The organism is Tropicibacter naphthalenivorans (assembly GCF_900176475.1).
GTDB lineage: Bacteria > Pseudomonadota > Alphaproteobacteria > Rhodobacterales > Rhodobacteraceae > Tropicibacter > Tropicibacter naphthalenivorans.
Genome location: NZ_FWXX01000006.1, coordinates 224,383 through 242,402, shown reverse-complemented (window position 1 = coordinate 242,402; position 18,020 = coordinate 224,383). Strand labels below are relative to the sequence as shown.

General features: G+C 64.5%; 19 protein-coding genes and 3 pseudogenes. 7 read left to right on the top strand and 15 right to left on the bottom strand.

The genetic code is table 11. The features are described 5' to 3' along the window. Window positions 1–25: 25 nt before the first annotated feature. The 6 genes and pseudogenes from B9A11_RS14305 (at window position 26) to B9A11_RS14280 (ending at window position 6,724) form a co-directional block, all read left to right on the top strand. Window positions 26–1,156 (top strand): TAXI family TRAP transporter solute-binding subunit, encoded by a 1,131-nt coding sequence (locus B9A11_RS14305; protein WP_234988859.1) that lies wholly within the window; start codon window positions 26–28, stop codon window positions 1,154–1,156. A 132-nt stretch (window positions 1,157–1,288) separates the two neighbouring features. Then, window positions 1,289–2,885, top strand: a pseudogene (locus tag B9A11_RS14300) (TRAP transporter permease). Then, window positions 2,882–3,694, top strand: a complete 813-nt coding sequence (locus B9A11_RS14295; protein ID WP_058248706.1) for an alpha/beta fold hydrolase — start codon at window positions 2,882–2,884, stop codon at window positions 3,692–3,694. The pseudogene B9A11_RS14300 and the gene B9A11_RS14295 overlap by 4 nt, the downstream one beginning before the upstream one ends. Further along, a complete protein-coding gene (locus B9A11_RS14290) occupies window positions 3,694–5,079 on the top strand; it encodes a CaiB/BaiF CoA transferase family protein (RefSeq protein WP_234988858.1) in 1,386 nt (461 codons plus the stop codon). The genes B9A11_RS14295 and B9A11_RS14290 overlap by 1 nt, the downstream gene beginning before the upstream one ends. Continuing rightward, window positions 4,973–5,497: a carboxymuconolactone decarboxylase family protein gene (locus B9A11_RS14285; protein WP_234988866.1), complete on the top strand. Its 525-nt coding sequence runs from the start codon at window positions 4,973–4,975 to the stop codon at window positions 5,495–5,497. The genes B9A11_RS14290 and B9A11_RS14285 overlap by 107 nt, the downstream gene beginning before the upstream one ends. A 6-nt stretch (window positions 5,498–5,503) precedes the next feature. Continuing rightward, on the top strand, window positions 5,504–6,724 hold the full coding sequence (locus B9A11_RS14280) for an enoyl-CoA hydratase/isomerase family protein (RefSeq protein WP_234988857.1): 1,221 nt from the start codon (window positions 5,504–5,506) through the stop codon (window positions 6,722–6,724). A 35-nt stretch (window positions 6,725–6,759) separates the two neighbouring features. Here the strand turns inward: B9A11_RS14280 and B9A11_RS14275 are convergent, their stop codons facing one another. The 4 genes and pseudogenes from B9A11_RS14275 to B9A11_RS14265 form a co-directional block, all read right to left on the bottom strand. After that, window positions 6,760–7,512, bottom strand: coding sequence for a GntR family transcriptional regulator (locus B9A11_RS14275; RefSeq protein ID WP_058248704.1), 753 nt, complete (start codon window positions 7,510–7,512; stop codon window positions 6,760–6,762). 82 nt (window positions 7,513–7,594) lie between these two features. After that, on the bottom strand, window positions 7,595–7,987 hold the full coding sequence (locus B9A11_RS22220; protein WP_234988856.1) for a glutathione S-transferase C-terminal domain-containing protein: 393 nt from the start codon (window positions 7,985–7,987) through the stop codon (window positions 7,595–7,597). A 94-nt stretch (window positions 7,988–8,081) separates the two neighbouring features. Then, a pseudogene (locus tag B9A11_RS22605) lies at window positions 8,082–8,216 on the bottom strand (thioredoxin domain-containing protein); the annotation flags it as partial. A 58-nt stretch (window positions 8,217–8,274) separates the two neighbouring features. Next, entirely contained in the window at window positions 8,275–9,420 is a 1,146-nt protein-coding gene (locus B9A11_RS14265) for a 3-oxoadipyl-CoA thiolase (protein ID WP_058248736.1), read from the bottom strand. Window positions 9,421–9,771: 351 nt separating this feature from the next. Here B9A11_RS14265 and B9A11_RS14260 point away from each other — a divergent pair, with 351 nt between their 5' ends. Next, complete coding sequence (locus tag B9A11_RS14260; RefSeq protein WP_083499903.1) at window positions 9,772–10,698, top strand: MurR/RpiR family transcriptional regulator; 927 nt, start codon at window positions 9,772–9,774, stop codon at window positions 10,696–10,698. Window positions 10,699–10,712: 14 nt separating this feature from the next. On the opposite strand, the pseudogene B9A11_RS14255 reads toward B9A11_RS14260, so the two are convergent. The 11 genes and pseudogenes from B9A11_RS14255 to B9A11_RS21640 form a co-directional block, all read right to left on the bottom strand. Beyond that, window positions 10,713–11,426, bottom strand: a pseudogene (locus B9A11_RS14255) (aspartate/glutamate racemase family protein). After that, window positions 11,423–12,331 (bottom strand): ABC transporter substrate-binding protein, encoded by a 909-nt coding sequence (locus B9A11_RS14250; RefSeq protein WP_058248703.1) that lies wholly within the window; start codon window positions 12,329–12,331, stop codon window positions 11,423–11,425. The pseudogene B9A11_RS14255 and the gene B9A11_RS14250 overlap by 4 nt, the downstream one beginning before the upstream one ends. A gap of 24 nt (window positions 12,332–12,355) precedes the next feature. Then, window positions 12,356–13,531, bottom strand: coding sequence for an ABC transporter ATP-binding protein (locus B9A11_RS14245; protein WP_058248702.1), 1,176 nt, complete (start codon window positions 13,529–13,531; stop codon window positions 12,356–12,358). Window positions 13,532–13,558: 27 nt separating this feature from the next. Continuing rightward, on the bottom strand, window positions 13,559–13,876 hold the full coding sequence (locus B9A11_RS21665; RefSeq protein ID WP_234988865.1) for an ABC transporter permease subunit: 318 nt from the start codon (window positions 13,874–13,876) through the stop codon (window positions 13,559–13,561). Beyond that, on the bottom strand, window positions 13,795–14,364 hold the full coding sequence (locus B9A11_RS22215) for an ABC transporter permease family protein (RefSeq protein ID WP_234988855.1): 570 nt from the start codon (window positions 14,362–14,364) through the stop codon (window positions 13,795–13,797). Before B9A11_RS22215 ends, B9A11_RS21665 begins: the two co-directional genes overlap by 82 nt. Next, a complete protein-coding gene (locus tag B9A11_RS21660) occupies window positions 14,361–14,906 on the bottom strand; it encodes a carbohydrate ABC transporter permease (protein WP_200807292.1) in 546 nt (181 codons plus the stop codon). The genes B9A11_RS22215 and B9A11_RS21660 overlap by 4 nt, the downstream gene beginning before the upstream one ends. After that, the gene (locus B9A11_RS21655; protein WP_200807291.1) at window positions 14,863–15,210 is read right to left on the bottom strand and encodes a carbohydrate ABC transporter permease; all 348 of its coding nucleotides are present in this window, start codon (window positions 15,208–15,210) and stop codon (window positions 14,863–14,865) included. Before B9A11_RS21655 ends, B9A11_RS21660 begins: the two co-directional genes overlap by 44 nt. 32 nt (window positions 15,211–15,242) lie before the next feature. Beyond that, a complete protein-coding gene (locus B9A11_RS14230; RefSeq protein WP_327442511.1) occupies window positions 15,243–16,187 on the bottom strand; it encodes an ABC transporter substrate-binding protein in 945 nt (314 codons plus the stop codon). Between the two features lie 6 nt (window positions 16,188–16,193). Next, on the bottom strand, window positions 16,194–16,493 hold the full coding sequence (locus B9A11_RS21650) for a hypothetical protein (protein ID WP_200807289.1): 300 nt from the start codon (window positions 16,491–16,493) through the stop codon (window positions 16,194–16,196). 47 nt (window positions 16,494–16,540) lie between these two features. Continuing rightward, window positions 16,541–16,993: a M24 family metallopeptidase gene (locus tag B9A11_RS21645; RefSeq protein ID WP_200807288.1), complete on the bottom strand. Its 453-nt coding sequence runs from the start codon at window positions 16,991–16,993 to the stop codon at window positions 16,541–16,543. Continuing rightward, entirely contained in the window at window positions 16,975–17,595 is a 621-nt protein-coding gene (locus B9A11_RS21640) for a M24 family metallopeptidase (protein WP_200807287.1), read from the bottom strand. Before B9A11_RS21640 ends, B9A11_RS21645 begins: the two co-directional genes overlap by 19 nt. Window positions 17,596–18,020: the final 425 nt, after the last annotated feature.

The following is an 18,020-nucleotide window of genomic DNA, read 5'->3' as shown; positions in this document are numbered from 1 at the left end:
ACCGCTCAGCCAGGGAGGACTGAATTTGCTGCGCAGAGCATTCACCACCGGGGCCGCCGCGCTTGCCGCATTCATGACCACGACCGCCGTGATGGCGCAGGACGTCTCGTTGCCCAGAACGCAGGTCTGGACGTCGTATGACGTGGGCACCGCTGGCTACGTCGAAGCGTCCGCCATGGCCGACGCGCTGGACAAGAAGTTTGGCACCACCGTGCGGATCATCCCGTCGGGCACCTCCATCGGGCGCCTGCTGCCGCTTCAGGCCGGGCGCGCAAGCTATGGCTTTATGGGCAACGAGAACTACTTTGCCGGCGAAGCCATGTTCGAATTCGGCGCGCGTGAGTGGGGGCCGCAGGACCTGCGCGTGGTGCTGGGCCGCCCGTCGCAGGTGGGTCTGGTGACCGGCAAGGACACGGGCATCGCGTCCCCGGCGGATCTGGCGGGCAAAAAGGTCGGCTACGTGCTGGCCAACGCGTCCACCACGCTGAACACCGAAACCGTGCTGGCCTTTGCGGGTCTGACCGCCGCCGACGTGGAAAAGGTCGAATACCCGTCCTACGGCGCGATGGCCAAGGCGTTTGTCGCCGGTGAAATCGACGTGGCGCCCGCCGTGCCGACCTCGTCCTTCCTGCGCGAGGCCGAAGGGGGCCGCGGCGTGCAGTGGCTGTCCATGCCCAAGGAAGACACCGAAGGCTGGGGCCGCGTTGCCGCCCATGCCAGCCTGTTCTCGCATTCCGAGGCGACGGTCGGCGTGAGCATTTCCGACGACAACCCGGCGGACTTGCTGGGCTACCGCTACCCGCAGCTGACCGTGCCGGCCTCGACCAGCGCGGATGAGGTCTACAACATGATCAAGGCGCTCGATGAGACCTTTGACATGTACAAGGACGCCTCTGTGGTGATGCCGAACTGGTCCACCTCGATCGCGGGCACGACCCCGGCGGGCGCTCCGTTCCACGACGGCGCGGTCAGGTACCTCAAGGAAATCGGCGTCTGGACCGACAAGGACCAGCAGTGGAACGATGCCCGCATCGCCCATATCGAAGAGGTCAAGGCCGCTTGGGAGGCCGCAACCGCGCAGGCTGACAGCGAAGGCGTCAAGGGCGCGGACTGGCCCGCCTATTGGGAAGCCTGGCGCGCCGAGCACCTGAACTGATCCATCCAAGACCGTGATCGCGCCTGGGGCCAAGCCTTGGCGCGATCCGCTTATGCCCCCGCAGACCCGCTGGGCCCTGCCGCATTGGTGGTGGCTCTGGGTGCAGGCTTTCCTACTGTTACGGACCTGACCATGCAAAAAGATGCTCTCCCGGACGCTATTACGCCATTTCGCCCTTGGGCCGCACAGGACACGCGGCTGTCCGGGCTGGCGTGGTTCACGGTCTTCGCCCTGTCTGCGATTGGCCTCGTGATCATCACGAACCAGATTTTCAATCTCAAGCTTGGCGGCTTTCGCCCGATCTCGACGGCCTATTACTACATCGTGGTGGGGTTGTTCCTGCCGGTGGCCTTTCTGAGCTCGCCCGCACGCGAAGCCGATGAGACCCGCGTGCGCTGGTACGACTGGGGGCTGGCGGCGCTGGCGTTTAACGTCTGCATGTTCTTTGCGTCCAACTCCGAAAGCATCCTCTACAAGGGGTGGGAGTTTGTCGCCCCCACCTATGTCATTGTTCAAGCGGGGCTTTTGGTGGCTCTGGCGCTCGAAGCGGTGCGTCGCTGTGCCGGGGTGCCGCTGTTCGTGATCTGCGCGATCTTTGCGACCTTTCCGCTGTATACCGGCCACCTGCCGGGGTTCCTCTGGGGCGTGCAGCTGTCGTTCTCTGACACGGTCCTGAGCCATTCGTTGGGCGTCGAAAGCATCATCGGCATTCCGATCCGCGTCATTGCGGACCTGTTGATCGGTTTTATCGTCTTTGGCGTGGCGCTGACGGCCTCGGGGGGCGGGGTGTTCTTTATGGACCTGGCCAGCGCGCTGTTGGGCCATGCGCGCGGCGGCCCGGCCAAGGTGGCTATCCTGTCGTCGGGCTTTTTCGGCTCGCTGTCGGGCAGCGTGATTTCCAACGTGATCTCGACCGGGTCGATGACCATCCCGACCATGAAGAAATGCGGCTACCCGGCCTCTTATGCGGGGGCGGTGGAATCTTGCGCCTCGACCGGGGGCGCGCTCATGCTGCTGGCGACGGCGCTGATCCGCGCCGAAAAGGGCCGCAGGATCGAGCCGCTGGTCGAAATGATCATGGAGACGGGGCGCACCACCGGGATGCTCGTGGGCGTTCTGGCGGGCGTGGGTCTTGTGGTGGGCGCGCTGTCGATCACCGGGGTGGGCAATGCCTTTAGCCGGGAGTTGTTGCAATACGCGGGCGGCAACCCGTACCTGCTGCTGATCTTTGGCGCCTGCTCTGGTGCAGGGCGGCTTTTCGATGATGGCGAGCCACCTGTTCATCCTGTACTGGGCGATGCTGTCCTACATCACGCCGCCCGTGGCCATGGCCGCCGTGGCTGCATCGTCCATCGCCAAGGCTCCGGCCATGAAGACCGGCGTCACCGCGATGCGGCTGGGCGCGATCCTGTTCCTGCTGCCGTTCCTTTTCGTGCTGAACCCGGCGCTGATCCTGCAAGGCGACACGCTGCACGTGATCATGGCCGCCACCACGGCGATCCTGTCGATCCTCATGCTGTCGGCGGCCTCCGAGCGCTACATCTACTTTCTCGCGCGGCCTGCCGTCGGGTGGGAAGCGGCGGCCCTCTTGGTGGGCGGGCTGTGCCTTTTGGTGCCGGAATGGCGCTCTGACATGGCGGGGCTTGCGATCCTTGCGCTGGTCATGGGGGCGGGGGTCCTGAGCAAAACCAAACCGAGCCAACTTGAAACCGGGGAGGGTTTGAAATGACCGTTTTCCAAGTCACTTTGCCCGACGGCGGGCATCTGAACGCCGCTCTGGATGGCCCCGAGGATGCCGAAGTGATCGTCTTTGCCAACTCGGTGATGACCGACCTTGGCGTCTGGGACGCGCAGGTTGCCGCCTTTGGCGCGACGCACCGGGTGCTGCGCTTTGATCAGCGCGGGCACGGCGGGTCCAGCTTGCCGGACGGTCCGATGCGCTTTGAGCAATACGGCGCCGACATCATCGCGCTGCTGGACCACCTTGATATCAAACGCTGCACCTTTGTCGGCCTGTCGATGGGTGTGCCCAGTGGGCTTGCGGCCCATGCCATCGACCCCGCCCGCTTTGCGCGGTTCGTGGTTGTGGATGGCATCTGCAAAAGCGCGCCCGCGCGGGTCGCCTTTTGGACGGAACGGCGCGAGACGGCGCTGGCGCAGGGGATGCAGGTGATCGCCGAGCAAACCGCCAAGAATTGGCTGCCCGGTGTGGCAACGCACGATCCAAAGGCCGCGCAGCTGCGCGCCATGATCGCCGCGACCCCGGCCGGGGGCTTTGCCGCCGCAACCCATGCGCTGGCCAGCTATGACCTGTCCGCCGTCGTCGAAACCCTGACTTGCCCACTGCTGGGGTTGGCCGGGGCGCTGGACGGGGCGATGCCCTCTGCCGTGCCCGCCCAGTTCGCCGCCGCGCCCGATGCGCGCTTTGCCACCGTCCCGCAGGCGGGCCACATCCCGAATTACCAGGCACCCGAAGCCTTTAACGCCGCTCTGGCGGACTTCCTCGCTGCCACCACGCCCCAAAAGGAGACAATTTGATGTCTGGACCTCTCTCGCATATCCGCGTGCTCGACCCAAGCCGGATCATGGCTGGGCCTTGGGCAGGCCAGATATTGGCCGACATGGGTGCCGACGTCATCAAGGTTGAACGCCTTGGCGAAGGGGATGACACCCGCCGTTGGGGGCCGCCGTTCCTCAAGGATAAGGACGGCAATGCGACCCGCGAAGCAGGCTATTACCTGTCGGTTAATCGCGGTAAACGCTCGGTCGAGCTGGACCTGAAATCCGAAGAAGGCCGCGCCGCGGTGCGCGCGCTGGCGGCCAAGTCGGACATCGTGCTGGAGAACTTCAAGACCGGGACGCTGGATCGCATGGGTCTGGGCTATGAGGACCTGAAAAAGGAAAACCCCGGCCTGATCTATTGCTCGATCACCGGCTTTGGCCTGAGTGGGCCGATGGCCAATGACGCCGCCTATGACTTCATGATCCAAGGCATGGGCGGCTTGATGAGCGTTACCGGTGGGCCGGATGATGCACCGGGGGGCGGGCCGCAAAAGGTCGGCGTTCCGATCATCGACATCATGACCGGCATGTATGCCGCGATCGGGGTCTTGGGCGCGCTGGCGAACCGGACCCAGACGGGGCAGGGCGATCACATCGACCTCGCCATGCTGGACGTGTCGGTGGCGATGCTGGCCAATCAGGCGATGAACTACCTCGTGTCGGGGAACACTCCCGTGCGCCGGGGCAACCGTCACCCCAATATCCAGCCGCAGAACGTTTACCCTGTCTCGGACGGGTTCATCGTGCTGGCGGTGGGCAACGATGGGCAGTTCCGCAAGTTCTCCGAGGTGATCGGCCAGCCCGCCTTGGCGGACGATCCGAAATTCGCCACCAACGCCGCGCGGGTCGAAAACCTGCCCGAGTTGGAAGAGATCCTGGTTGCGGCGCTGGCCTCTGGCACCATCGACGAGTGGGTCGGTAAGTTCGCTGCCGCCGGGGTGCCTTTGGGGCCGCTCAACACCATCGACCGCGTGTACGAAGAGCCGCAGGTCAAGCACCGCGAGATGCTGCGCGACATTCCGCACCCGCTGTCCGGGACGCTGAAACAAGTGGTCAGCCCGCTGAACTTCCGCAACGCACCGCTGTCGTTTGAAAAGGCGCCGCCGCTGCTGGGGCACATACCGCAGAGGTGCTTTCCGCGCTGGGACTGGAGGCGGCAGAATGACGGACCAAACCACCAAGCCGAGCGCCGGGCGCATCAGCTTTCCCGAGGCCGAGACCATGACGCCTGCGCAAAAGGAAGTCTACGAGCAGATCGTTTCCGGCCCGCGCAAGACGCTGGTCGGCCCGCTGCGCGCGGCGCTGCACAACCCGGTTCTGGCGGACCGCTGGCAGCGTCTGGGGCGGGTGTTGCGCTTTGAGACCTCGCTGCCGACGCATCTGAACGAACTGGCGATCCTTGTGACCGCGCGGCGCTGGAACAGCGAGCTGGAGTGGGCGATCCACCTTGGCGACGCGGGCCGGGCGGGGCTTGATCCGGCGATCGGTGAGGCGATCCGCACCTGTTCACTGCCGGATTTCAAAGGCGACGAGGCCGCCCGCGAGATCTATGAGTTCGCCCGCCAGCTGGTGGAAACCGGCAACGTTGCAGACGCCGACTATGCGGCCATCGTCGCCCGCTGGGGAGAGGTCGGTGCGGTCGAGCTGACGGCGGTGATCGGCTATTACTCGATGGTTGCCATGACGTTGAATGTGCACCGCATCCCCTTGCCGCAAGGCATGGAGGTGTCCTTGCCGATCCAGGATGGCGTGTTGTCCAAAATGCCGGCGGCGGGCTAAGCGGCCATGTTCTATGATCCGCGAACGCAGGACCACGGTCTGCCGCATAACCCTTGGCTGGCGTTGGTGGTGCCGCGCCCGATCGGTTGGATTTCAACGGTTGGGCCGTACGGCACCAACAACCTGGCCCCCTATTCGTGCTTTAACGCCATTTCCGGCAAACCGCCGTTCGTGGTGTTTTCCGCCGATGGCCCAAAGGACAGCGTGACCAATGCCGAGGCGACCGGTGCGTTCTGCGTCAATATCGCCACCTATGATCTGCGCGAGGCAATGAACCAAAGCTCTGCCCCGTACCCGGCAGAGGTGGACGAATTCGCCGCCGCAGGGCTGACGCCCGTGGCTTGCGAGAACATCCCGGTGATGCGTGTCGCCGAAAGCCCCGTGTCCATCGAATGCCGCCAGTCTCTTTTGAGATGGCGCGGCCCAAGATCGACTGACTTCAAGACCAAGGACCAAGGACCAAGGACCCACCAGACGCTGTCCCTAGAGGTAAGCGATTTTATCGCCACCGTGACCATCGACCGCGCACCCGTCAACGCGCAGAACAACCGCTTTCGCGAAGAACTGGTCGAGGTGATCGACGCCCTAGGCGACCGGACGGATGTGCGTGCGATCATCATCACCGGTGCGGGCAAAGCCTTTTCCGCGGGCGCAGACCTGTCCGAGCGGCCGACGCGGGAACCGGGCGTCTACACCGCGCACAACCGGCGCGTCCGGGCCAGCTTTGACTGCCTGCTGGAGTGCCCAAAGCCGATCATCGCGGCTGTCAATGGCGCGGCCATCGGCGCGGGCTGCGTGACCGCGCTGTGCTCTGACATCATCGTGACTTCGGAAAAGGGGTTCCTGCAGATGACCGAGGTCATGGTCGGTCTTGCGGGCGGCGTCGCCCATGTGCGCCGCCACTTTGGCGAAAGCGACGCGCGCATGATGGTCATGACCGCGCGCCGCGTATATGGCCCGGAATTGCTGCGCATGAACGTGGCCTCGGCCTGCACCGCGCCCGAAGACCTGCTGGACACCGCCCGTGGCATCGCCGCCGATATCGCCAAGGCCAGCCCCTCGGCGGTGCGCGCCGCGAAGAAGTCGTTCCAGCAGACCGAATGCGTGTCGATCTACGAAGGCTACCGCTTTGAGCAGACCCAGACCAAGGCGCTGTCCACCTCGGAGGATACCGCCGAAGCCATGGCCGCCTTCCGCGAAAAGCGCGCTCCGGTGTTCAAAAGCTGAAGGATTCGCGCCCTGGCTTTGGTCGGGGCGCACCCTTAGCGCAGCTTGACCTCGATCTTCATCATGTCGCCACGATAGACGCCATTGGCCAGCAGGATGATGTCGCCATGCTGGTTGACCGCCATCCGCTGGACCTTGGCCACCGGCTCTCCGATGGAGACGTTCAGCAGATCGGCAATCGACAGATCAGACGAGCCGATGGTCACGATCTGGTTGGCGTCGCTGATCGTCTGGCCCGGAATGTCCGACACCAGCCGCATCGCCGTCACCTTGCCATAATCGGCCTCGTCGATCTGCGGGCAGATCCGTTCATCGACGTAGATGTCGGCCAGCAAAAAGGTGATCCCGTCCCGCGTGTGACGGCGGCGCAGGTGGCGATAGGCGGGCGCGGCATTGCCGATATGCCCTTCGTAGCGGGGCAGGGCGACGTTGCGGTCATCTTCGAGGATTTCGATCGTTGCATTGTCGCGCGCGATCAGCATCCCCGTCCAGTCGGTCTTGACCTCGCACCACAGGTCGCGCTTCGGACGGTCCAGCACAAAGGTGCCCTTGGCTCGGTAGCGTGCAATCAGCCCTTCTTTTTCAAGCGTTGCGAGCGCTTGGCGGATGGTCATCGTCGCCACGCCGCATTGTTCGGACAGCTCCTTGACCGTGGGGATTTTTGCGCCGACCTCCCACTCTCCGCTTTCGATGCGCTGGCGAAACAGGCTGGCCAGTTGGATGTAGCGCGAGACGTTGCTTTTCTGAAGCGCCGCCACGGTGGCGTTCTCAGCTTTGTTTTGCGACATGTTCCATACCCCGATCTTCGCGTGAGGATCAGGGTGCAGAGGTTAACGCGCGCCTTCAATCCTAAAAGCTAGGTTTTAGGACTTAGGTCTCGAACCACAGATGTCCGGCGGTGATGTCGGCGACGTTGTCGCCCGCGTGGTCATCATCTGGCACCGTGCTGGCGACAGAGGCGCGCTGTGCCATTTGCGCGTCAAATGCCGCAAGCTGCGGGAAGTGGGTGCGCCAGTCGCAATCGGACCAGCGGAAATCCAGTTGCCCAAGCGCGCAGATCACCGAGATTTGCCCAATCCCAAAGGGGCTTTTCGACAGCTGCGCGGCGTCCTGTTCCAGCTGGCGCATCGCGGCACGGATTTTCACGCGCCACGCGTCTGTGACCTTGTCCCACGCGGCCGCAGGTCGCGCCAGCTCTGTGCGCCACAGCAGCAGGATATCGGTCATCCCATCGCCCAGAGCCTGCCAGCAAAGCTGATCCATGCGTGCGGCCGGGTCGGTCGGAAAAAAAGGCCGTTCCCGCGAGGCTATCCAGGTATTCACAGACCACGCGGCTGTCATACAGCGGCTTGCCCGCGTCCGTCACCAACGTCGGGATCTTGCCCAAGGGGTTGTCCGCCAGCACCGCCTGCGGCGTGGGCATGTGCAGCGCGACCACGTTGCGCGACAGCTCGACCCGATCTTCCATTCCGGCTTCTTTGAGAAAAATCATGACCTTGCGCACATAGGGTGAGCGCGGGGACCAATGCAGTTTCATGTCAATTCCTCCCTCAGACGGCTTCGAGACCGATGGCGATGCCCTGTCCGACACCAATACACATGGTGGCCAGCGCGCGTGTGCCCTGACCCTTTGCCAGTTGCCGCGCCGCGGTGCCGGTGATGCGCGCGCCGGACATGCCCAGCGGATGCCCCAGCGCAATCGCGCCGCCATTGCGGTTCACGTGCTCTGCATCATCGGGCAGGCCAAGGCGGCGCAACACGGCCAGCGCTTGGCTGGCAAAGGCTTCGTTCAATTCGATCACGTCGAAATCGGTCGGCGCAAGGCCAAGGTGCGCACACAGCTTTTCCGTTGCCGGTGCCGGGCCAATCCCCATGATGCGCGCGGCCACCCCGGCGGTCGCGCCGCCGGTAACGCGGGCCAGCGGCGTCAGTCCGTGACGTTTGATCCCCGCCCCGGTTGCCAGGATCAGCGCCGCCGCGCCATCGTTCACGCCCGACGCATTGCCCGCCGTCACAGACCCGCCTTCGCGGAAGGGCGCCCTCAGCGCGCCGAGTGTCTCCAGCGACGTGGCGCGCGGGTGTTCGTCGGTATCAAAGACGATCGGATCGCCGCGGCGCTGCGGGATGTCCACGGGGATGATCTCTTGGGCGAATGCGCCCGAGGCAATCGCCGCCGCCGCACGCTGCTGCGAGCGCAGGGCAAAGGCGTCCTGATCGGCACGAGAGATGCCAAAGTCCTCGGCCACGTTCTCGGCGGTTTCGGGCATCGAGTCGGTGCCATAAAGGCGCTGCATCACCGGGTTGACGAACCGCCAGCCGATGGTGGTGTCCTCGACGCTGTTGGCGCGCGAAAAAGCGCTGGTGGCCTTGGGCATGACAAAGGGCGCGCGGCTCATGCTTTCGACGCCGCCCGCGATGGCGATGTCGCCTTCGCCTAACGCCAACCTGCGCCAAGCGCCCAGCACCGCATCCATGCCCGAGCCGCACAGGCGGTTGATCGTTGTGCCCGAAACGGTTTCTGGCATCCCCGCAAGCAGCAGCGCCATACGGGCGACGCTGCGGTTGTCTTCGCCCGCCTGATTGGCGCAGCCATAGATCACGTCGACCACCGCCTCCCAGTCGAGCGCGGCGTGCCGCGCCATCAGTGCCCGCAGCGACACGGGTGTGGCCACGTCGCCCTCTGCGCCGCGATCCATCAGCAGCGGTTTGTCGAGGTCATGCAGCAGCATCGCCAACAAGTGCTGCCGGTTCACCGTCCAGTTCCAACGCGTCTCGGCCACGGGGAGCAACGCCAGCCCCGCTTCGGTCACATCGTTGGTATGATCCACCAGCGTATCTGTCGAGCCATGCGAAAAGGGCACGTCCTGAATGCGGTCGTAACTTGAGGCGGACAGCGCCGAAAACCACGCAGTGACGCAGGCCGATTGCAGGTCGGGGGCCAGCTCGGCGGCGCGCGGAAAGGCGTCGAGGATCTGCTGCGCCTCTGGCGCGGTCGGGCGAACAATTTGATAGCTTTTCATCCGAGGAAATACTGTTGAGATGGGGGTATGACGAAAGAAAGAGCCAACAGGCCCACGGCGGTCGATCCCGCGCAGCCCGCGCCTGCGGAGGGGCTTGGGGACCAGACGCTTGAGGGGCGGATTTACCGGGCCTATCCGGCGCTGACCCGGTCCGAGCAGCGGTTGGCGGACGTGCTGCTGGAACACCAGATGGAGCTGCCAAGCTACACCGCCGCCGAACTGGCGACCAAGGCGGGCGTGTCCAAGAGCACGGCGGCGCGCCTCATCCGCACGCTCGGCTATCGCAGTTACCCCGAGGCCAAGCGCGCGATCCGCAACGAGCAATTCTGGGGCTCGCCCCAAGGTGGCCTGAGCCGCGCCGAGCAAGCGCCTGAGGTTTCCGCGCAGCGCATGATGGAGGACGACCTGGAAAACATCCGGCAGACCCTTGCGGCGATCCCCGAGGCGCGGATGACAGAGGCCGCCGGGGCGATTGCCAACGCGCGGCGGGTGTGGATCATCGGCCTGCGCAGCGGGCATGGTCTGGGCCTGCACATCGCGCATTACCTGACCCTGATCCGGGGCGAGGTCCACCTGATGAACTTTGGCTCGGGGTCGTTGTCGCATGACGTGGGCAGCCTCCAAGAGGGGGATTTGCTGCTGGTCATCGCCTTTCGCAGACGCCCCAAGATCCTTGTGGACATGCTCGAAGCCTCGCGCGAGGCGGGGGCGCGCACCTTGTTGATCACCGACTTGTCCGCCGGGGCCAGCGCCCGTGCCGCCGACATGACGCTACGCTGCCGCACCCAAAGCCCGGCACCGTTCAATACCTTTACGGCGGCGGTCACCTTGATGAACTGCCTTGCGTGGCAGGTGCATTCGATGCGTGGCGACGCGGCCATCGACCGCTATCGCCGCATTGATCAACTGGTGCGCAGGCTCGACAATGTGTCGACCCCGCAGACGCCCCCCTAGGGTCATCGCCGCGCTCAGCCCAGCAGGTGGCTGCGGGTGGGGCGGGCCCAAACCCCAAGGCGCGAAGACTGCGCGCCCGACCGCGCCAACATGCTGGCCAGCCCCACGGCGGCGCCGACGCCTTCGACGACCGGCAGCGCGTGGCGTGCCTCTAGATCGCGGGCAAAGTCGGCCATGCCCGCACAGCCCAGAACGATGCTCTCGGCGCCGCGCGCCTTGGCCTCGTCGATCAGCGCCGAGATCTATTGCGTCGCGCCGCTGTCTGGGTCGTGCAGGGCCAGGACCGGGATGTCGCTGGCCAGAACCGCGCGGCAGCGGCTGGAAAAGCCATAGCGGGCCACGTTGTCTTCGAGGATCGGGACCGAGCGGGACAGCGTGGTGACCACGGCAAAGCTGTGCCCCAACAGCGATGCGACGTGCATCGCCGCCTCGCCAAGGCCGACCACCGGGCCGTTCAGCAACGCCCGCGCCGCATCAAGGCCGGTGTCGTCGAAACAAGCGATGATATGCGCCAGCGCGCCGTGGTCGCGTTCGGCGGTCTGCATTTGCGACAACATGCCGGGGACGGCCAGCGCGCCGTCGAAAGGGCCTTCGATGGCGGCGGGGCCCATGGCGGACTGCCCGGCGATCACCTGGACATCAGAGGCGGCAGCGGCCCGTGTGGCGCGTGCGATCCCGTCCGTCATGGAGGCGGTGGTGTTGGGGTTGGTGATGGTGATGCGGATCATGCGGCAACCCCCTTTTCCAAGGCGCGGGTCGGCGCACCGTCGTTCAGCGTGTCATAGGCGATTGGCGCGTCGGTCAGATGGGCGTCGGCAATGCCTTGTTGCCAGCGGGCATAGGACGCTTCACCGATGCGCGACGAGGTCCACATGGCGCATTCGCGGTAGGTCTCGACCACCTGCACCGAGATCGCCCAGTCGATCTTGGGGAACAGCCGCGCCAGCACGTCGGCGTAGCTGCCCGCATCGTGGCTGTTGACCCACGCCATGCCGCGTCCCAGCGCACGGGCGAAGCGTACGGGCCGGGTGTCGCCTGCGTCCAGACCTTCGGTGTAGTAGACGCTCCACGGGATGTCGCCGCCGTCGCGGGCAAATGTCGCGCACAGCTTGCCATGGCCTGCCGCCTGATAGGCCAGCGCGCCGGGCAGGTCGATCAGCAGGTAATCCCCCATGCCCCCGGCAAAGCAGCTTTGCAGGATACCGGCGTCAAGGTCCTGGATATAGTTGACCGCCGCAGGGTCCACGCCCGCCTCGCGCAGCATCATCTTGAGGTACATGCCCACGCTCGCGCCGTTCGATCCTTTCATCAGGACGGTCTTGCCGACCAAGGCCTGCGCGTCAAAGGCGGGCGCTTCGTGCCGCCCAATCAGCGCCAAGGGCGCCCGGTTCGACACCTGCGCAAAAGGCACCAGACGGCGCCCGCGCCCGTGGAACATCGACGGCACCCAGATCCCGCCCAGCGCGGCCTCGGCGTCGCCATCGCGGATGTGATCCAGCACCAGATCCCAAGGGCGTGGGACCACTTCGGTCACCTCCAGACCCTCTTGGGCAAAGAAGCCCTGTTCGTTGGCGATGTAGTGCGGCAGGTAGTTCAGGCTGTGGCCAGTGGCCGAAACGAGGAAGCGGTCCACGTCAGTCTCCTTGTGTCAGTCGGGTCAGGCGCAGCGCGCAGCGGCGGCGGGGGCGGCGTGCACGCGCTTCCCGGTCGGCTTGTCGAACCAGACGGCATCGGCGTCGTCATAGTCCAGCGAACAGGCGTCACCGTGGGCAAAGCCGGGGTGGCCGGGCATCCGCACAAAGACGAGGTCTTCGGTCGAGATGCCTTCGCCCGCGTCCTCCAGACCCAACCGGCAGCCAATGATGGTCTCGGCGCCAAGCCGTTCGATCACCGCCACGCGGGCGGGAATGCGGGCCTGACCCTCGGGGCGCAGCTCCAGCTTTTCGGGTCGGATGCCAAAGATCGCAGAGCTTTCACCGCCCGGAGTGCCCGCGCCGTGGGTCCAGCTGACACCATCGTATGTGGTCAGGCGGTCGGCGCTATATTTGACCGGGATCAGGTTCATCGGCGGCGCACCCACAAACTTGGCCACAAAGGTGTTGGCGGGCTCGTCATAGATCTCGTCAGGCGTGCCGATCTGCTGGATCACGCCGCCGTTCATCACCACGATGCGGGTCGCCATGGTCATGGCCTCGACCTGATCGTGGGTCACGTAGACAAAGGTCTTTTTCACCTTCTGGTGCAGGGTCGTAATCTCGGACCGCATCTGCGTGCGCAGCTTGGCGTCGAGGTTCGACAGCGGCTCGTCCAACATGTACAGCGACGGATCGCGCACCAAGGACCGGGCAAGGGCGACGCGCTGGCGCTGACCCCCGGACAGGCTGCCGGGGCGGCGGTCCAGCAGCGGGGTCAGCTCCAGATGCTCGGCGATGCGGTCGACGGCGGCCTTGACCTCGGGGCGGTTCATCACCTGCCAGCGGTGGATCATGTTGATGATCGGGATGTGGTGCCACTTTTTAAAGCGGTCTATCACCAGCGGAAAGGCGATGTTGGCGCGCACGGTCATGTGCGGATACAGCGCGTAGCTTTGGAACACAAAGGCGACACCGCGCTGTTTCGGGCTCCAGTCGTTGGCGCGCTGCCCGTCGAACAGCATCTCGCCGCCGGAAATCTCGGACAGGCCGGCGATCATCCGCAGCAGGGTGGACTTGCCACAGCCCGAAGGCCCAAGCAGCACGAGGAACTCGCCATCCTCGACAGAGGCATTGAAGCGGCGGATGACAGTGTTGGTCCCGAAGGTCTTCGAGATACCGTTGAAGTCGATCTTGGGCATCGGATCACCCCTTGACTGCGCCGGAGGTCAAGCCTGCGACGATCTTGCGTTGAACGAGAAGGAAAAACACACGGCGGGAATGGAGAACATCAGTGCGGTGCCCATCACGGCGGACAGCGGCGTCTCATACTCGCCGATAAAGCTGGCCATGCCGACGGCCGCGGGCCACAGGTCCGGGTCCATCAGGAAGGTCACGGCGAACTGGAACTCGTTCCAGCCACCAAAGAAACAGATGACAGCGGCGGCGGCGAGGCTGGGTGCGATCAGCGGAAAGACGATAAAGGAGAGGATCCCAAGGCGCGGGCAGCCGTCGATGATGGCGCTTTCCTCGATCTCATAGGGGATCGAGTCGATGGCCCCCTTGAGGATGAAGGCCGCGACCGGCAGCGAAAACCCGAGTTGGCAAGGATCACGCCCCACAGGCTGTTCAGCAGCCCCAGCGAGATGAACATGGCATAGAGCGGCACCACCAGCAGCGCCTCGGGGATGACCTGCGTCATGAACATCAAAAAGCCGATCAACCCGCGCCCGTGGAACTTGAACCGCGACAGGGCATAGCCCAGCAGCGAGCCCAGCATCAGGCTGAGCACCGTGTTGCCCAGCGCGATCACGGCGGTGTTGGACATCCAGCGCAGGACGGGAACTTCGCTAAGGGCCGTGATCAGGTTCGGCAGGTTGGACAGCTGCGGACAGGGCAACTGGCCGGTGTTGAACAGCTGCGTATCGGTGCCCAGCGCGGTGGTCGCCATCCAGTAGATCGGAAAACCGGCAAAGGTGACCAGCACAGCGATCAAGGCCACGCGCAGCAGGGAAAAGAGAGGATTGGTTTTCATTTCGACATCACCCGTGCGCGGCGGCGTTCAAACAGGAAGTGGGCAAAGGCCACCGCGAGCGCGAGCACAAGGCCGACGACGCCATAGGCAGAGGCGAGGCCCAGTTCGAAGTCCTCGAACGCGGTCAGGCGCAGTTGCACCACAAGGGTGGACGTGGACCCGATCGGGCCACCCCCGGTCAGCAGGTAGATCACCTCGAAACGGCGGATCGACCAGACCGCCACCAGCAGGGCCACGATCTGCATGGTCGGCAGAATGTAGGGCAGCGTTACGTTGCGGAACACGTTCAGCGCATCGGCCCCGTCGATCCGGGCGGCTTCGCGCACTTCTTCGGGGACCGATTGCAGCGCGGCCATCATCACCAGCATGACGAAAGGCGACACCTGCCAGATCGTCACGAACATGATCGAGGTCAGCGCCAAGTCCACAGAGGTCAGCCACGGGATGCGCCCAAACCCAAGCGCTTGGGTGATGTCGCTGGCCACGCCGGACGGCCCGTTAAAGATACACAGCCAGACCAGCGTGGCGGCAACCGACGGCACGGCCCAGCGCCAGCGCCGACGCCGTGCCGACCAGAATGCCAAGGATCACCGTCAGGATCGTGTAGATGATCGTGACCGAGAACGACGTATAGAACTGATCGTCGGTCAGCAGGTCTTGATAGTTTTCAAGCCCGATGAAATCGTCCGCGGTGGGCTTCATCAGGCGCGTATCCGTAAAGCTCATCCAGACTTGCTGGATGAGCTGGCCAACGACGAACAGCGTCATGTAGGCCAGTGGGACCGCGACGAACGCGTAGGGAACAAGGCCCAACAGTCGTTCACGCTTGAACAGTGTAGAAGTCATGGGTCGCGGTCCTTTAAACCGGGATCGGCGGCTCAGTTGTTGTAGTCCGCGTCGATTTCGGCCTGTGCCTCGTCCAGGGCTTCTTCGGTCGTGGCCGCGTTCAGCAGGACCTTTTCAAGGCTGGTCATCAGCGGGCGCAGGATCGACTGGGTTTCCAGCTCATACCCCGGGATCAGCGTCGAGCGCGAGTCTGCCGCCATTTCGGCAAAGGTGGTCGCCCAGGGGTTCGCCGCGACGAACTCTGCGGTGACCGGAACATCGGTCGCCAGCGCATCGGGGCCAGAGGCGGCGCGCAGCGAGGTTTGCCCCTCTTCAGAGATCAGCCAGGACAGGAATTCCTTGGCGGCGGCATTTTCCGCGTCGCTGGACCAGGTGTTCACGCCCAGAAAGATCTGCTGGTGCGCGCCCGGATGCGGGAAGGGCAGCGCCGTCGCGCCAAGCTCGTCACCGGGCAGCGGGCCGCCCGTGGCGATGTTCAGCGAGCCGCCGGAGTTGTCCAGCGAGAACGCCATCTGCTGTTCCTTGAATCGGGTGCGCTGGGTGCTCATCTGGTCGCCGATCGGAATGATGCCGCTGTCATAGGCCGCCTTGAACGCGTCAAAGGCCTGCGCCATTTCCGGCGTGCCAAAGGTGATCTTGCCGCTGTCATCGACCAGCTCGGCGCCGTAGCCATAGGCCCAGTTGAGGAAGTCCTTGGACCACGGGCTGAACTCGTTCATCGAGTGGCGGCCGGTAAAGCCGATGGCGCCGGTGGCTTCGCTGGCGGTCTTGGCGGCGGCGATCATCTCTTCGATGGTCTCGGGCAGCTCGACGCCGGCCTCTGCCAGGATCGCCTTGTTGAAGATCAGCGCGTAAACGGCGCGGTGCCAGCCGATGCCATAGCGGGTGCCGTCCACGACGCCGTTGTCGTTGGTGGCGTTCAGGGTGTCGACGCCTTCGGTCACGTCATCCAGCGGGATCAGGAAGTCGGCCCCGATCAGCGTTTAGAACAGACCGTCCTGCCCGATGAGGATGTTGGGGCCCTGACGCGCGCCCATTTCGGTGATCAGGCGGTCGTTGAACTCGTTGCGCGAAATCGTGTGCTGTTCCAGCGTGATGTTCGGGTGGCTGTCCTCGAACCTTTTCACGGCGGCCCACAGGTTTTCGCCGCGCAGCGCATCCAGCCACTGGGTGTTGGCGATGGTCAGCGTGACCTGGTCCTGCGCGGCGGCGGGGGCGCCCGCGCCTGCGAGCATCGCAAGCGCCGCAGCGCCGGCCATCAGGGTGCGTCGGGTGAAAGTCATGTTGGGTTTTCCTCTTGTTGGACTTGGAAAGGGAGGGAAGGAAGGCGTCAGGCAGGGATGCGATGAACACCGAGCGGCACGTGACAAGAGAGGTTCTCGGCCCCGTTGTCTGTCACGAGATAGCAATCGCCAATATTCGCACCCGCGGTCAGCGGATCGAGCCATTGGGAGTGCAATACAAAGGTCATGCCCTCTTCGAGGGTGGCATGTTTGTTGGATTGGATGTTGTAGGGCGGCATTTTCGGCATGGATACCGAATGTCCCACCTTCGGGTTGCGCGGCCCCTTGGTGGCGGGCCAGACATGGGTGATGCGGCGGCCCATGGCTTCCCAGTCGGGGTTGGGCACATATTGCTGCGGCACCTTCAGCGGCGCGCCATCGTCGCCCGCGCTCCAGTTATAGGGCATGGAGCGGCTGTCGGCGTCGGTCAGGACGCCGCGGCGGATGTACGGCTCGAAGGAGACATTGGCGACATCCGAGATCAGCGCTCCCGGTCGCACCACATGGCCGTAGGGCTTGCCGCAGTGGGTGCCGTAGGGGTTGATCCCGATCTGGTAGCCTTCCCGGTCTCGCCGCCGCGCGCCATCTGGGCAAAGGTGAAGGCGGCATAGATTTCGTGGTCGGTCACACCGGGGCGGATCACGTGATAGGCCGCCTGCATCCCGATACAGGCCAGCTGCGCCGCGGCCCGGACCACGGCCTGCTCCGCCTTGGACCGGCGGCGCTGCATTCGGTCAACGATGCCTTGCGCCTTTTCAAAGCGGCTGCCGGGCAGACTCTCTGCAAGGCCCGCCCAGTAGGGCGCCGAGGTTGCATCGCCCACCAGCCCGATCTGCGCCTTGGTCAAGCCCAGCTCTGCCAGTCGCTTTGCCGTGGCCTCGACCACGCGGTCCAAGGCGCGGCCGGGGCGGTTATAGGTCTCGCGGCCCCATGTCCCGATCTGCCAGATGTCGTCAACCAGCACAGGCAAGCCCGCAGGCGGCAACACGACAGAGCTGGAAAACACCGTGTACAGGGTCAGCGGTAGGTCCGTGTCGGTGGGAATGATCAGCATCCCCTCGCGGGCACAATCGCAGATATAGCGCAGGTAAGAGTTGGACACCTTTTACGACCCGATGCTGTCCGCATGTACCAGCAGCACGTCATGCCCTGCGGCGCTTGCCTCTTGGCGGATGCGGCGCAGACGATCTGCAAATTCCGCTTCGGGCAGCGGCGGCACGGGGGTGAACTCGAAATCCGGCTCAAAGCCGTCCAGAAGGCGCTCAATCCGGGGGGGGTGGTGTGGGTGTCAGCCAGCTTTGTGAGGGTCATGGTCGGGCTCTTTTCCGTGTCGTTTGGGGCAGGGGGGTGACCGCCTGTTGAGTTCACAAACCGTAGGATGACGGGCCGCGGCAAGGCGCAAGAACGCCGGAAGAAAGCCCTAGATCGCGCCTGCCTAAAATTTGTGCACCGTCGCGAAATAGGTATTCTGAAGAGATGTCTTTTGATTTTTGGCAGGAGAGTGCCAAAATGAAATTTACGCCTAAA

Coding starts and splice junctions, on each gene's coding strand:
- B9A11_RS21655 (WP_200807291.1), bottom strand. CDS start 15,210: ATGACTTCTACACTGTTCAAGCGTGAACGACTGTTGGGCCTTGTTCCC.
- B9A11_RS14275 (WP_058248704.1), bottom strand. CDS start 7,512: ATGTCGCAAAACAAAGCTGAGAACGCCACCGTGGCGGCGCTTCAGAAA.
- B9A11_RS14245 (WP_058248702.1), bottom strand. CDS start 13,531: ATGCCCAAGATCGACTTCAACGGTATCTCGAAGACCTTCGGGACCAAC.
- B9A11_RS22220 (WP_234988856.1), bottom strand. CDS start 7,987: ATGGATCAGCTTTGCTGGCAGGCTCTGGGCGATGGGATGACCGATATC.
- B9A11_RS14290 (WP_234988858.1), top strand. CDS start 3,694: ATGTCTGGACCTCTCTCGCATATCCGCGTGCTCGACCCAAGCCGGATC.
- B9A11_RS14280 (WP_234988857.1), top strand. CDS start 5,504: ATGTTCTATGATCCGCGAACGCAGGACCACGGTCTGCCGCATAACCCT.
- B9A11_RS21650 (WP_200807289.1), bottom strand. CDS start 16,493: ATGACTTTCACCCGACGCACCCTGATGGCCGGCGCTGCGGCGCTTGCG.
- B9A11_RS14265 (WP_058248736.1), bottom strand. CDS start 9,420: ATGGATCGCGGCGCAGAGGGCGACGTGGCCACACCCGTGTCGCTGCGG.
- B9A11_RS22215 (WP_234988855.1), bottom strand. CDS start 14,364: ATGAAAACCAATCCTCTCTTTTCCCTGCTGCGCGTGGCCTTGATCGCT.
- B9A11_RS14295 (WP_058248706.1), top strand. CDS start 2,882: ATGACCGTTTTCCAAGTCACTTTGCCCGACGGCGGGCATCTGAACGCC.
- B9A11_RS14260 (WP_083499903.1), top strand. CDS start 9,772: ATGACGAAAGAAAGAGCCAACAGGCCCACGGCGGTCGATCCCGCGCAG.